Origin of the sequence: Odoribacter sp. N54.MGS-14 (assembly GCF_000980295.1) — a bacterium.
GTDB classification, from domain to species: domain Bacteria; phylum Bacteroidota; class Bacteroidia; order Bacteroidales; family Marinifilaceae; genus Odoribacter; species Odoribacter splanchnicus.
The window spans coordinates 21,423-35,218 of sequence record NZ_LARL01000002.1 but is presented as its reverse complement, the minus strand read 5'-3'; the positions used below and the strand labels follow the sequence as shown (position 1 = coordinate 35,218).

15 protein-coding genes are annotated in these 13,796 nt (G+C 41.7%); 8 read left to right on the top strand and 7 right to left on the bottom strand.

From position 1 onward, the window contains the following. Window positions 1-6: 6 nt before the first annotated feature. The 3 genes from WS42_RS00745 to WS42_RS00735 form a co-directional block, all read right to left on the bottom strand. Window positions 7-933, bottom strand: a complete 927-nt coding sequence (locus WS42_RS00745) for an ABC transporter ATP-binding protein (RefSeq protein ID WP_022159286.1) — start codon at window positions 931-933, stop codon at window positions 7-9. A gap of 260 nt (window positions 934-1,193) precedes the next feature. Then, entirely contained in the window at window positions 1,194-1,907 is a 714-nt protein-coding gene (gene recO / locus WS42_RS00740; protein WP_022159287.1) for a DNA repair protein RecO, read from the bottom strand. Window positions 1,908-1,917: 10 nt separating this feature from the next. Further along, on the bottom strand, window positions 1,918-2,502 hold the full coding sequence (locus WS42_RS00735; protein ID WP_013612697.1) for a non-canonical purine NTP diphosphatase: 585 nt from the start codon (window positions 2,500-2,502) through the stop codon (window positions 1,918-1,920). Window positions 2,503-2,593: 91 nt separating this feature from the next. Between WS42_RS00735 and rsgA the strand changes: the two genes are divergently transcribed. The 7 genes from rsgA (at window position 2,594) to kdsB (ending at window position 7,281) form a co-directional block, all read left to right on the top strand. Beyond that, on the top strand, window positions 2,594-3,511 hold the full coding sequence (gene rsgA, locus WS42_RS00730) for a ribosome small subunit-dependent GTPase A (protein WP_013612696.1): 918 nt from the start codon (window positions 2,594-2,596) through the stop codon (window positions 3,509-3,511). Between the two features lie 161 nt (window positions 3,512-3,672). After that, window positions 3,673-4,185, top strand: a complete 513-nt coding sequence (locus WS42_RS00725; RefSeq protein ID WP_013612695.1) for a YceD family protein — start codon at window positions 3,673-3,675, stop codon at window positions 4,183-4,185. 15 nt (window positions 4,186-4,200) lie between these two features. Then, the gene (gene rpmF / locus WS42_RS15200; protein WP_013612694.1) at window positions 4,201-4,386 is read left to right on the top strand and encodes a 50S ribosomal protein L32; all 186 of its coding nucleotides are present in this window, start codon (window positions 4,201-4,203) and stop codon (window positions 4,384-4,386) included. A gap of 135 nt (window positions 4,387-4,521) precedes the next feature. Next, window positions 4,522-5,529: a beta-ketoacyl-ACP synthase III gene (locus WS42_RS00720; protein WP_013612693.1), complete on the top strand. Its 1,008-nt coding sequence runs from the start codon at window positions 4,522-4,524 to the stop codon at window positions 5,527-5,529. 246 nt (window positions 5,530-5,775) lie between these two features. Further along, complete coding sequence (locus tag WS42_RS15195) at window positions 5,776-6,135, top strand: bactofilin family protein (RefSeq protein ID WP_013612692.1); 360 nt, start codon at window positions 5,776-5,778, stop codon at window positions 6,133-6,135. Window positions 6,136-6,140: 5 nt separating this feature from the next. After that, the gene (locus tag WS42_RS00710) at window positions 6,141-6,503 is read left to right on the top strand and encodes a bactofilin family protein (protein ID WP_013612691.1); all 363 of its coding nucleotides are present in this window, start codon (window positions 6,141-6,143) and stop codon (window positions 6,501-6,503) included. A gap of 4 nt (window positions 6,504-6,507) precedes the next feature. Further along, window positions 6,508-7,281, top strand: coding sequence for a 3-deoxy-manno-octulosonate cytidylyltransferase (gene kdsB / locus WS42_RS00705; RefSeq protein WP_022159289.1), 774 nt, complete (start codon window positions 6,508-6,510; stop codon window positions 7,279-7,281). Window positions 7,282-7,430: 149 nt separating this feature from the next. On the opposite strand, the gene frr is transcribed toward kdsB, so the two are convergent. The 4 genes from frr to nhaC all read right to left on the bottom strand — a co-directional run bounded on the left by frr (window position 7,431) and on the right by nhaC (window position 12,351). After that, window positions 7,431-7,994, bottom strand: a complete 564-nt coding sequence (gene frr / locus WS42_RS00700; RefSeq protein WP_013612689.1) for a ribosome recycling factor — start codon at window positions 7,992-7,994, stop codon at window positions 7,431-7,433. Window positions 7,995-8,061: 67 nt separating this feature from the next. Further along, window positions 8,062-9,684, bottom strand: a complete 1,623-nt coding sequence (locus tag WS42_RS00695; RefSeq protein WP_022159290.1) for a M56 family metallopeptidase — start codon at window positions 9,682-9,684, stop codon at window positions 8,062-8,064. 20 nt (window positions 9,685-9,704) lie between these two features. Next, on the bottom strand, window positions 9,705-10,076 hold the full coding sequence (locus WS42_RS00690) for a BlaI/MecI/CopY family transcriptional regulator (protein ID WP_013612687.1): 372 nt from the start codon (window positions 10,074-10,076) through the stop codon (window positions 9,705-9,707). An 835-nt stretch (window positions 10,077-10,911) separates the two neighbouring features. Next, window positions 10,912-12,351: a Na+/H+ antiporter NhaC gene (gene nhaC / locus WS42_RS00685; RefSeq protein ID WP_022160749.1), complete on the bottom strand. Its 1,440-nt coding sequence runs from the start codon at window positions 12,349-12,351 to the stop codon at window positions 10,912-10,914. 128 nt (window positions 12,352-12,479) lie between these two features. Between nhaC and WS42_RS00680 the strand changes: the two genes are divergently transcribed. After that, window positions 12,480-13,736 (top strand): peptidase U32 family protein, encoded by a 1,257-nt coding sequence (locus WS42_RS00680; RefSeq protein ID WP_013612685.1) that lies wholly within the window; start codon window positions 12,480-12,482, stop codon window positions 13,734-13,736. Window positions 13,737-13,796: the final 60 nt, after the last annotated feature.

Below are 13,796 nucleotides of genomic sequence, written 5' to 3'. Positions count from 1 at the left end.
ACATTATTAATTAAATAGGTCTCCACCGATTTTTTCGCTATACATGTCCATTTTATCCTTTAGCAGATAGTCCATAAAATAGACGTAAGCATGTTCGATATTGGGGATAATGGCTTTGCCGTCGAAACCTTCCAATTTTTCGGTTACGATTTGGATCTCCCAGCCTCCTTCCGAAGGAATAGTAGAAATGATCGGATATTTTTCCTTGATTTGCTGCAATTCAGGGTCGGTAACGAAGATTTCCCATACTTTCCCCTGGGCTAATTCAATCATATCGTCCGGAGAACCTTCGAATTTCAATTCTCCCTTGTTCAGTAAGGCCAGTTTTTTGCAGGTGCTGGATATATCCCCCACAATGTGAGTGGATAAGATAATGATGACATCTTTATCACTGACTTCCGAAAGGATATTTCTGAACCGGATTCGTTCTTCCGGGTCCAGACCTGTCGTCGGTTCATCGACGATGATGACTTTCGGATTACCGATGATCGCCTGTGCAATCCCAAGACGTCTTTTCATACCACCCGACAACCGGTTAGCCCAACGGTCCCTGACTTCATACAAACCGACCTTTCTCAGCATCTCATCGACGATTTCCGACCTTTTCCGGGTGCCTTTTATTCCCGCCAGTCCTGCCCCGTAGTCTAGAAATTCCCAGGTTTTTAGTTTTTCGAAAAAACGGAAATCCTGAGGTAGATAGCCTAAAACAGAACGAATAGCCTTACGATCGCGCAAAATATCGTAATCATCGAAAAAAATAGTACCTGAAGAGGGATTTTGCAAAAGAGTCATAATCCGCATCAACGTCGTTTTACCTGCTCCGTTAGGCCCCAGTAAACCGAACATGCCGGGTTCTATATTCAGGTTCAAGCCGTTTAACGCCTTATGACCATCCGGGTAAACCTTGGTCAAATCTTGGATTTTGATATTCATATTCCTGTTTTTAAAGCTCTACTTGCAAATCTTGACGATAAATATAATAAAAGATGTTAACTTTGTACTGCAATATTCTCATTTTATAAAATATTTAAAATATTCTTTCCAATCAGACGGGGAAATAACATTTTTTTTAACAACACTCTGAACTTTAAGACAATTTCTCAACTTCAAAGTTTATTTCTTTTTTTAATTTGACCAAATATTATAGACGAAGGGTATTTTTCTATCGACTGTTGGGGAAATATCGGGAATGTTCAGGCAAAAACTTCCCGGATAACCTGTATACTTTTAATATTGAAATTGATATTCAGATGGATGCTGTAAAAAAGCAGGATAACATCCAATAGAATATTGCGCGATTGCCGGTTGAGAGGAATGGCTTTTATTTCGGCCAGAGGACAAGTACATAGCTGGTAAATGATTTTAGCGGTATTCGGTCCCGAAATATACGGAGTGGCCGGATCGGAAGGATAAAAGCTCCCGTCGTTGATATTGAAAACGTAATTCTCCTGCCATGAAGAAGTGTTGATCCGAAAACCGATAAAACCGGCCAGACGATAGAGAAAATAAAGGTTAAAGTTTCCGATGTCGTTATGGGTCGAGTTCAGGTATTCGATGGAATGGGTCAGGTAATCGAACAGCTCTTCATTTTTCCCTTCATTTTTTAAAATCAGGTTCAGAATTTCTCCCCACAACAAAAGGATATTCATCTTGAAAATATCGAAATATAACTCGGGCAGGTTGATGATCGGAGAGATTTGACGGAGTTTGTGCAAATCGCTCTTTTCATTCTCGAAAAATTCGATCTCGCTGATTTGCAGGAGATGGACAGTTTTGGTTTTTCTTTTGAATACGACCGAAGGGGATATCATGGACAGATACCCCTTTTCTTTCGTATAGATTCGGATAATTTTCTGAGTTTCCGAGTAAGGGCTGGTTTTTAATATGATTCCCTGAACAATTTCCATTTTTGAGTTTTCACTTGTTGTGTTGCTCTTTCAAAAATGCGATTAATTGCTGAATAGCTCTTCCCCGATGGCTGATTTTATTTTTTTCGTCCATAGGCATTTCAGCAAAACTGAGGTCGAACCCTTCGGGTTGAAAAATCGGGTCATATCCGAAACCGGCTTCTCCTTGTTGGGCGGTTAATATTTTGCCGTCTACCCTTCCTTCGAACAGGTGCTCTTCTTTTCCTTGAATTAAAGCGATAACCGTACGGAAACAAGCTTTCCGATCGGATATCCCCTCCATTTCGCGAAGTACTTTCTTCATGTTTTCGACAGAATCTTTTGCAGGACCGGCGTAGCGGGCAGAATATACACCGGGACGCTTATCCAGTGCTTCGATTTCAAGCCCCGTATCATCCGCAAAACAGTCGTACCCGTAATGTTCTTTGATGTATCGGGCTTTTTGCAAGGCATTTTCTTCCAGAGTGTCGTGATCTTCCGGGATATCCTCCTGGCAACCGATTTCCGCAAGCGAGCCGATTTCGGCTTCGCCTTCTAATAAATGGCTGATCTCTTCCAGCTTATGCTTGTTGTTCGTTGCAAATACTAATTTCATAGAGCGATAACAATTGATTCGTTTGTCGACGCAAAAATAGGTTTATTTTTATAGCTTTGCAGGTATAAAATGATAATTTTGGACGAAAAAGATGAAAAGAGGAATTGTCGTAAAATCGACCGGTAGTTGGTATTGGGTAAGATTGGAGGAAGGGAATATGGTGCAATGCCGTATTCGGGGGAAATTCCGGATGGAAGGAATCCGAACGACCAATCCGTTAGCTGTCGGAGATGAGGTGGAATTGGAAGAAGGAAGTGAAGGCTATGTTATTACGGCAATAGGAAAGAGACGTAATTATATTATCCGTAGATCGACGAATTTGTCCAAAGAGTCGCATATTATTGCAGCAAATGTCGATTTGGCTTTGTTGGTGGTGACTGTTAATCATCCGGTGACTTCTACCGTATTTATCGATCGTTTTTTGGTAACTGCAGAAGCTTATAATATTCCTGCCGTACTGGTTTTTAATAAAACGGATCTGTATGATGCCGAAGATCAGGCAATGTTAGGGGGATTGACGGTGATTTACCGTAAAATCGGGTATCCTTGTTATGCCGTATCGGCAGAAACCGGTGAACACGTCGATGAAATCCGGAGTTTACTGAAAGACAAGATCACCGTGCTTTCCGGCTTGTCGGGAGTGGGGAAATCTTCTTTAGTCAATTGCATTGAGCCTGGCTTGGACCTGAAAACTGCAGGAATTTCGGATGCCCACGATTCGGGGAAGCATACCACCACTTTTGCTGAAATGTTTCCATTGAAACAGGGCGGTTTCATTATCGATACTCCGGGATTACGAAGTTTTGGAATTATCGATTTGAAAAAAGAGGAGTTGTCGCATTTTTTCCCGGAAATATTCGCGAAGTCCGGAGAATGCCGCTTTTATAATTGCACCCATACCCATGAACCCGGTTGTGCTGTGTTGGAAGCTGTGGAGCAAGACGAAATCAGTGAGAGCCGTTATGTGAGCTATCTGAGTATGATGGAAGAAAGCGGGAAATATAGATAATGTATTTTCGAACGGTTCGACGATCAGGCGAAGACAGAAATAAAGACAGTTAAAACACCAGTATTGAAGAAGTTAATTTAGTTAACTCTGTCTTTTTTTTAGCCTTTCGTTTTTTGTTTCTAGTTTTTGTATTATCTTTGCGCCGTTTTACGTCAAGGCTTGTGGATAGATTGAGAGAATATAAGATAGCATTCAGAGGATTAGGAGAGGGAAAACACTCTTTTGAGTTCATCATGGATGAGGGATTCTTCGATTGTTTTGAAGCAACGAAAGGAACCCGGGGAGAAGTCAAAGCTACCGTACTGATCGTGAAGAGTTCACTTTTAATGGAAGTACGTATAACGATCGAAGGAATGGTAAAAGCAACCTGCGACAGATGTTTAGGAGAAGTAAATCTTCCGGTGTCCGGTGTTATGAATTTGTATGTAAAACAAAACGGACGGGAAGAAGGGAACGAAGATGATTATATAATATTGTCGCCGGAGGATGACTATTTGGATGTAAGTTCGTATCTTTATGAAACTTATATGTTGAATTACCCGATGCGGGTAGTGCATCCCGAAGGAGAATGCGACGAAGATATGCAGGAAGTGTTGCATGAATATGTGATAGAAGAAGATGATAAACCAATAGATCCGAGATGGAATGAATTGAAAAAATTAATTAATAACTAAATAAATAATAAAGAAATGGCACATCCGAAACATCGAACCTCAAAACAGAGAAGAAATAAGAGAAGAACGCATGATGCGATTACGGTAACCGCTATTGCTAAGTGTTCTAACTGTGGTGCTGCTGTACAGTATCATACAGTATGTCCTGAATGTGGATATTACAGAGGAAAGTTGGCTATTGAGAAAGCAGTAGTAGCATAATCTTGACACGAAAAGGATTGTTTTAGAATCATACACAGCCAGCCTCCTAAGCCCTAGGGGGCTATGGTTGTTTATATAATTCATGAAACTTACCCTTGCGTGTGCGGGGGTAATCTCTGATTTAAATTTATAGTTATGCAAACGAATAGGCTGAGAGCCATAATAACCGGAGTAGGGGCATATTATCCCGACTATATCCTCGACAATGAGGAATTGAGCCAGATGGTGGATACCTCTGATGAATGGATCATGACCCGGGTAGGGATCAAAGAAAGACGAATTTTAAAAGATCCGACGAAAGGAAGTGCCTGGCTGGGTGCACAAGCCGTAAAAGATCTGTTCGAGAAAACCGGAACCAAACCGGAAGAAGTAGATTTGTTGATTTGTGCCACAGTGACACCGGATATGCATTTCCCTGCTAATGCGCAGATTATTGCCGATATGGTTGGAGTGAAGAATGCTTTCGGATTTGATTTGAATGCAGGTTGTTCCGGATTCCTTTTTGGCTTGGTTACTGCTACTCAGTATGTAGAAAGTGGTAGATATAAAAAAGTGGTATTTGTCGGATGTGAGAAAATGTCCGTGATCACCGATTATACGGATCGTAAGACTTGTCCGTTGTTTGGTGATGCTGCTGCAGCTGTATTGCTCGAACCGACAGCAGAAGAGCTTGGTGTGATGGATCACATCCTGCGCTCGGATGGTATGGGACGCGACCATTTGTATATGAAAGCCGGTGGATCGCTGAATCCTCCTTCCATAGAAACGGTTACTAACCGTGAACATTTTATTTTTCAGGATGGCCAGTTCGTATTTAAACATGCCGTAACGAAAATGGCCGATACCGCAGCAGAAATTATGGAAAAAAATCACCTGACCGCCGACGATATCGCATGGTTGGTGCCCCATCAGGCAAATCTGCGTATTATCTCTGCTACCGGCGATCGTATGGGACTCGATCCTTCTAAAGTTATGGTGAATATCCAGAAATATGGAAATACCACTTCTGCAACGATTCCATTGTGCCTGTACGAATGGGAAAATCAGTTACACAAGGGAGATAATCTGATTCTCGCAGCGTTCGGTGCGGGATTTACCTGGGGAGCTATCTGGCTGAAATGGGCTTACGATCCCAAGAAGTAAAGTTGGAAAAAGGATATGGAAAACCGGTTTGAATTTTCAAGCCGGTTTTTTTATAGCCAAAGAAGTTTATAAAGTCTATAATTGAAACCTTTTAATGCCGGCAGTTGATCGGACGAAGTGTAGACTTAACTCCTGTACCCCTTGTAACTACAGAAAAAACGAATTTTTTGGGGAACTAAAAAAAGCCGTGTAAGTCGCTTTTATATTTCAATTACTTGTTATATCTTCGATGTGAATTTATAGTTTATGAATCAGGAACGTTTTGATATTGAATATGAGGGGAACCGGATACTGGAAAATACCAGAATTGACGGTAATTTGAAGACCGATAAGAGTGTATACCTGGATGGTATGATTCAAGGAAATGTACATGCCGGAAAACTGGTGATCATAAACAAAGGGGGGAAGGTCGACGGAGATGTGGATTGCGATGAATTATATATCAACGGCACTATTACAGGTAATGTATGTGTGGCCTGTAAAACTGTTATGGGAGGAGATGCTGTGATCGAAGGTGGCTTGATTACAGATACACTCGAAATAACGCTTGGTGCAACCATCAGGAAAGGATTGAAATTAAAAAAGCGTCGAAATAAATTAAGGTGATTATTATGGGTAAAGAGAATCCTGGAAATGCTGTCAATTTGTTGTGCGAAGGTACGGTTATTGTAGGTGATATAAAAACAAAGAACGATATCCGGATCGACGGAATCATAAAAGGTAAGATCATTACTTCAGGGAGATTAGTGGTTGGTAATACGGCCAAGATTGAAGGCAACATCGATTGCTGCAATGTAGACGTATTGGGGGTTGTACTTGGTGATATACAAGCTTCCGGGACGGTTTCACTGAAATCGTCCGCCAAAGTGATTGGAAATATTGTTTCATCTGTACTCTCGATCGAACCGGGAGTGATATTCAATGGCAATTGCCAAATGACAAAAAAAGAGGGGCGTGAACCGGCTAAAGAATAATTGAATGAATGTTTTAATTTTGATTCCGGCGCGTTATGCATCGACTCGTTTTCCGGGTAAACCTTTGGCTGAGATCGGTGGTAAACCGATGATCCAGCATGTGGTAGAAAAAGCACAGTTGGTTTCACAAGACGCTTTTGTCGCAACGGACGATCAGCGGATATACGACCGGGTTGTAGGGTTCGGAGGAAAAGTAGTGATGACTTCTGCCGACCACAAGAGCGGAACCGACCGTTGTTGCGAAGCCTACCGGCATATTGTGGCTGATTACCGAAAAACTTATGATGTTGTTGTCAACATACAGGGAGACGAACCCTTTATTCAACCCGATCAGGTACGTGCTTTGATCGCTTGTTTTGAAGATCCCCGGATTCAGATCGCTACCTTGGCAAAACAATTCGACACGAATGCGGATATTTTCGATCCCAATAAGGTTAAGGTGGTATGCTCGTCTCTGCAGACCGCTCTTTATTTTTCCCGTTCTGCCATTCCTTATTGCCGGGGAAAAGAGCAAGGAGAATGGAGTGCTGTGATTCCTTTTTACAAACATGTGGGCATGTATGCTTACCGGCCTGAAGTATTACGAGAGATTACAGCTTTGCCTCAGGGAAAACTGGAAAAGGCAGAATCTCTGGAACAATTGCGTTGGCTTGAGAACGGTTATAAGATTGCGGTAAGGTTCACCGATCACGAATCGGTAGGAATCGATACGCCCGAGGATTTGGAGAGAGTGAGAAAGATCAGTGAAACCTCTGATCTCTGGTCTGCGAAATACTGATTAAAAAACTACGTTTCGGATCGAATATTCAGTCAGAACCGAGAGTTCGTTAATCAGCATCGAAGATGCACTGATCGGAAAAACCGAAGGTCTGACACCAATCCGGAACGTAGTTCCGCTAATCTATTTTCTGTCTTTGACAGAAAATCTTAGATGGTCATAATATCCTTTTCCTTTGCGGTCAGGATTTCATCTATCTTTTTGTTATAGCTGTCTGTGATCTTTTGAACTTCATCTTCGGCATCTTTAGCTTCATCTTCGGGCAGACCACTCTTCACCATTTTTTTGAATTCGTCGATAGCATCGCGACGGGCATTCCGGATACTTACCTTGGCGGTTTCACCGACCCCTTTCGATTGTTTCACCAGTTCTTTTCTTCTCTCGGCAGTCAAGGGCGGTACATTGATCCGGACAACTTCTCCGTTATTATCCGGGTTAAATCCCAGATTGGCATTCATAATGGCTTTTTGGATAGGGCCAAGCATATTTTTTTCCCAAGGCTGAACTGCAATTGTACGTGGATCCGGAGCCGTGATATTGGCTACTTGTGACAATGGAGTCGGTGATCCGTAATAATCTACCAGAACATCGTTCAGAATTTTGGGGTTTGCTTTGCCGGCTCTGATTTTCGCCAATTCATTTTCGAGGTGGACCAATGCATTTTGCATTTGTTCTTTGGCCTCGTCCATGTACATTTTTACTTCCTCGTTCATATGCTTACTCTATTAATTTTTACAATTATAAAGCAAAGATAGGAAAAAAAATAATACGCTTTCTATCTTACTCCAATGAAAAGCTTATGGGTAAAGTGTAAGCGACTCTGACTGCTTTACCTCTTTGTTTTCCCGGGATCCATTGGGGCATATTATTTACAATTCGTAAAGCTTTTGCATCCAGCAGAGTAGATGCACTTCTGGCGATCTTAGCATTTGTAATGCTTCCGTCTTTTTCAATAACGAACTGAACAAAGACTTTACCTGTAATATTTGCTTCTATTGCTTCTTTCGGATATTTGATATTTTTCATGATCCATTCCGCCACGTTTCCCTCTGCAAATTCGGGCATCTCTTCAACTACCTGAAATATGCAAACCTCCGTACTGTTTTCTGTTTCAGAAGAATCTTTCACTAATGTCGGTGTTTTGGCCTCGTTATGGGGAGGAATTATGGTAACCTTCGGAGCGAAGTTGCCGGCTTGGTCTTTGAGACTGAAAGTAACAGGCAGGGTATAAATTACTCGCACCGCTTTTCCTCTTTGTTTTCCCGGAATCCAATCGGGCATGGCCTCGATTCCTTTTAAGGTTTCGGCATTCAATAGTGACTGGGTACTTCGTTGTATTTCAGCATGTCCGACCCGACCTGTCGAGTCGATAATAAAATTGACATACACTTTCCCCTCGATTCCTGCTTCGATCGCTTTTGAAGGGTATTTGATATTTTGTGTCGCCCACTTGGAGAGATCGCCTGAAAATTGAGGCATATTCTCTACAATCTGAAAAACTTGAAGCTCCGGCGACTCCGGTTTTTCGCACATGTTTTTACAAGAGAAGAGATAAAATAGCATTCCGGCTAATAAAAATGCCGGAATATAATTGATCATCTGGAATTTGCGGGATTGTTTTTTGGTCAACATAATGGTTCTTTTTTTTAGATTCGAACACGAAAAATAGTTCGTAAAAGAAAAGACTCCTTTCAGACTTTGCTGAATGAGTAATTCAAGGTATCCGCTGATTTTATATTTACGGATAACCTGTTGATCGGCGATATATTCGTGGTTTTCGAGAATAAGCTGTTTTATTAACCACACAAAAGGATTGAACCAATTGGCGATGCAGATGATCTCGGCTATACACAAATCCAGACTGTGGCATTGTTGTATGTGAATTTTTTCGTGTGCAAATATTTTCCGTCTGTTTTCCTGACTCAAAGAGTGGGGGTTGATAAACAGATAATTAAAGAAGGAGAAAGTAGGTAGGCCTTCCTGAATTTGGATCATATACAATCCATGTAATCGTTTGCGTGGATTTCGATGAACGAATAAGTATAGCCGGCATAGAGTGGTTAAATAACGAAGGAAAAAAAACACAACTCCGATCCCATAAAGTAGGGGAATCATAGGGATCGGCTGTTCTGTGGCTGTAATAAGCGTGCTTTGACTGCTTTTCCCTATCTGGTTTTCCTCCAACAATTCACTGACTGAGGCGAGAGTGGGAAAACCGATCATATCGTTCCGGTTTATTTCAATGGAAATAAAGGGAAGCAATGCCGATAGGATCAATACGCCTAGCAAAAAAATCCGGTTCAGATTAAAGAAAGTCTGTCTTTTCAGGAAAAATTGATAATAGGTCAATAATACGATCAGAATTGTTGAAGATTTGATCATGTAAAGGAGGAAAGTTTGCATGGAGGATAGATTTTAAAGAGTTAGTTTTCTGATCGTCGTGCTTCGTCTGCACGTTTTAGAATTTCTTCCAATTCCTTCAAATCAATGTTTTCCTCTTTGGCAAAAAAAGAAACCATTTGGCTGAATGAATTTCCAAAATAGTTACCGATGAAATTCTTTAAAAATTTTTTGGTATAAGTATCTTTGGCTACCAAAGGATAATAACAATGACTTTTCCCAAAAGTTTCGTGACCGACAAATCCTTTATCCTGCAAAATCCGAACGATGGTAGAGACTGTGTTGTAAGCTGGCCTGGGCTCCGGAAGTTTATCTATAATATCTTTCACAAAACCTTTTCCTAAATCCCAAAGCACTTGCATAATTTGTTCTTCTGCTCTTGTTAATTCTTTCATAGTTGTTTTTATTGAATTTCTTTTTACAGACAAATGTATAACTAATTTTTTAGTTGTAAAATATAATTCTAAAATAAAATTAGTTTATAAATAGTTACGGAAGTCTGGTCTAACCATTGTGGCTTGTATAACCGTTATCACTAAAGAATGGTAGGTTTAATTTTTTTTCTTTCTATTCCGATTCCGGGCTTTATACCGTCAGACCGGTTCGCCTGGAACGGTCCGTTAAGGCTTTCCTTCACTGACCGGCGGAACTCCTCACTCCGTTCGTCAGACACCACCGGTCGGGCGTTCGGAAAACCTAACCGGACACTCGTTCCTGCTCCAATGGTCCTCCGGTATAAAACCCTGCATCTAACGTTAGAGCTAACCGGCAAAGAAAATACAAGCGGAAATTTACAGCCATAGGAAACCGGACTGTTCGGCTTATTTTCGGGGAGAATGGTATTTCTCAAATCAAGATTAGTCTGCAATTCAGTGATAACGTAAGTCGGAGGTGTTCGTGTTTAGAGACCATTGGAGCTCTGTCGAGTGTCGTCTTGCTTTTTCTGAACGCCCGACCGGTGGTGTCTGACGAACGTAGTGAGGAGTTCCGCCGGTCAGTGAAAGAAAAAGGTAGACGACCGACAGAAGCGACCGGGTCTCCAAACACGAACACCGAAGACGAATAAGTAACAAAATAATTCTAGGTATGATTTTTTCTTTCTATTCCGATTTCGGGTTCTGTGTCGTCAGACCGGGTCGCCAATTCCGATCACCGAAGAGGAATAAGTAACAAAATAAACTTAGGTTTTGATTCTATTTTCAAAGAAATCATTATTTATCGGTCATTTACTTATGCTTTTACTTTAATTCTTCGTATTTTATAATGGATGATCGTGATGAAAATATTCATCAGCGGGGAAATTAAATTAAAGAAACAATAAGGGAGGTATTCGATCGTAGGTACGCCGAGTACCCGTGATTGGGTAGCTCCACAAGTATTCCAGGGGACCAATACGGAAGTGACTGTCGCAGAATCTTCCAGAGCCCGACTGAGGACTTCGGGTTTCAAGCCTCTTTGTTCGTAAATTTTTTGCATCATTTTACCGGGTACGACTATAGAAAGATATTGATCGCAGGCTGTGATATTGAAGAAGATACAAGTCAGTATGGTCGTGCTGACCAGCGAAGTGTCGTTATAAATAAAATGCATAAAAGCTTCACCCACTCTTTTTAAGGATCCGCTGGCTTCCATCACTCCTCCGAAAGTAAGAGCTGCAATAATTAGCCAAACTGTATCGAGCATACCTTCCATTCCTCCTGTTGTCAACAATTCGTCGACTTCGGATACCCCTGTGCTCAGTGTCATTCTACTTCCGACAGCTTGGATGATCAACTGATAGGTGTTGTGGAACTTTTCTTGAGCGATCAGCTGATCGAGGAGATCAGGTTGAAAAATGAGGGCGAAAATAACTCCGAGAACAACTCCACCCAGCATGGCAGGTATGGGGGGAACTTTTTTTATAATAATAATAATAATGAGTAAAACAGGGACCGATAATAACCAGGGAGTAATGTGGAAACTACTTTCCAGGCCCTTTTTTATAAAGCCGGTATCTATGGCAGTATCTGTATTTAATTGATATAGGCCGATGATTCCGAATATGATCAACGTGAGAATTAAAGTTGGGAAAGTGGTGTATACCATGTAGCGGATATGAGTGAAAAGATCCGTTCCTGCAATTGTAGGAGCCAGGTTTGTCGTGTCTGAGAGCGGGGACATTTTATCGCCGAAATAGGCTCCTGAGATGACGGCACCTGCTACAAGCCCCTGATGAAGTCCGAAAGCATTACCGACTCCCACGATAGCTACACCTACAGTGGCGATCGTCGACCAGGAACTGCCTGTTGCCAGAGATACAATAGCACAAAGGACGACAGAGGCCACCAGGAAGTAGGACGGGTGCATGATATCTACTCCATAGTAAATCATAGCTGGAATGACTCCGCTCAGCATCCAGGAACCACTTAGCGAACCGATCAATAACAGAATAAGTATCGCCGTCATAGCCGAATTAATGGTCTGCAATATTTTTCGTTGGATTTCATGCCAGCTGACATGATTGAAAAGGGCCAGGATGCTACAGATACTTGCTGCGATGATTAAGGCTATTTGATTAGAGCCCCCCAAAGGATCGTCGAAATAACTGACATTAAACGAGAGTAGGGCGATCAGAACAATCAATGGAAGAATTGCTTGTATCAGTGAAGGGACTTTGGTCTGAGTTTTCATTTTGCGGGAAATAAGTCGGTTTTGTAGTTATACTTTTGGGGTATAGATTTGTTTGTGCCAAAAATAAAAATCCGGGATAAATTTTGCGATTTATTTATTTTACCTTTGTATTTCAAATGGATGAGGTTATGACCAGAAAAGATTTTGAAGTGATGGCGCCTGTAGGTTCTTATGAATCTTTATATGCTGCTTTGCAGGGAGGTGCGGATTCGGTTTATTTCGGTGTGGAAGGATTAAATATGCGGGCACGTTCGTCAGCAAATTTCACGCTGGAGGATTTGAAAAATATCGTATCGGTTTGTTCGGAGAAAGGGGTGAAAACCTATCTGACTGTCAATACCGTAATTTATAATCAAGAGTTAGAGAAAATGCGGCAAGTGATCGATTGTGCCGGTGAAGCCGGAGTCACTGCTATCATTGCATCCGATTTGGCCGCTATTTTGTATGCACGTTCTGTAGGAGTCGAAGTGCATATCAGTACTCAGTGTAATGTCACTAATTTCGAAGTAGTTCGTTTCTTCGCCCAATATGCCGATGTGATCGTTTTGGCCCGCGAAGTGGTATTGGAGCAAGTCATGGAAATCCATCGTCGCATCGTCGGGGAGGATTTACGGGGACCGAATGGAGGGCTGATCAAAATTGAAATGTTTGCTCATGGGGCTCTTTGTATGGCTGTTTCAGGGAAATGTTATTTGAGTTTGCACGAGAAAAACGCTTCTGCTAACCGGGGAGCCTGTAATCAGATTTGCCGGAGAGCCTATACGGTCAAAGATCGCGAAAATGAAGTCGAACTCGATATTGAAAATGAATACATCATGTCGCCCAAAGACCTTTGCACAATTGGTTTTATCAATAAAATGATCGACGCCGGTGTGCGGGTTTTCAAGATCGAGGGGCGTGCCCGTTCCGCCGAATATGTACGTACGGTTTGTGAGTGTTATAACGAAGCGATAAATGCTTATCTCGACGATACCTATTCAGCGGATAAGATCCGGATTTGGAAAAAACGCTTGGCGACAGTCTTCAACCGTGGATTCTGGAATGGATATTATTTGGGGCAACGCTTAGGGGAATGGAGCGAGGTATATGGTTCGAAAGCGACAAAAAAGAAAATTCTGCTTGGCAAAGTGACCAATTATTTTACCAATTTGCAGGTCGCAGAGTTTAAACTGGAATCTTTCGACTTGAAAGTTGGGGACGAAATATTGATACAAGGTCCTACAACCGGAACGATTCAAATGAAAGTACCTGAGATAAGGGTCGATTTACAGCCAGTGGAAAAGGTGGAAAAAGGAATATTGTTTTCGGTTCAGGTGCCTGGAAAAATCCGGCGTGGTGATAAATTATATAAATGGGTAGATACGACTCCGGAATTGATGCAATGACGACCATTTTGGATAAAAAAGAATAGCTTGTTATAGGCCGGGATACTCGATAAATTGTAC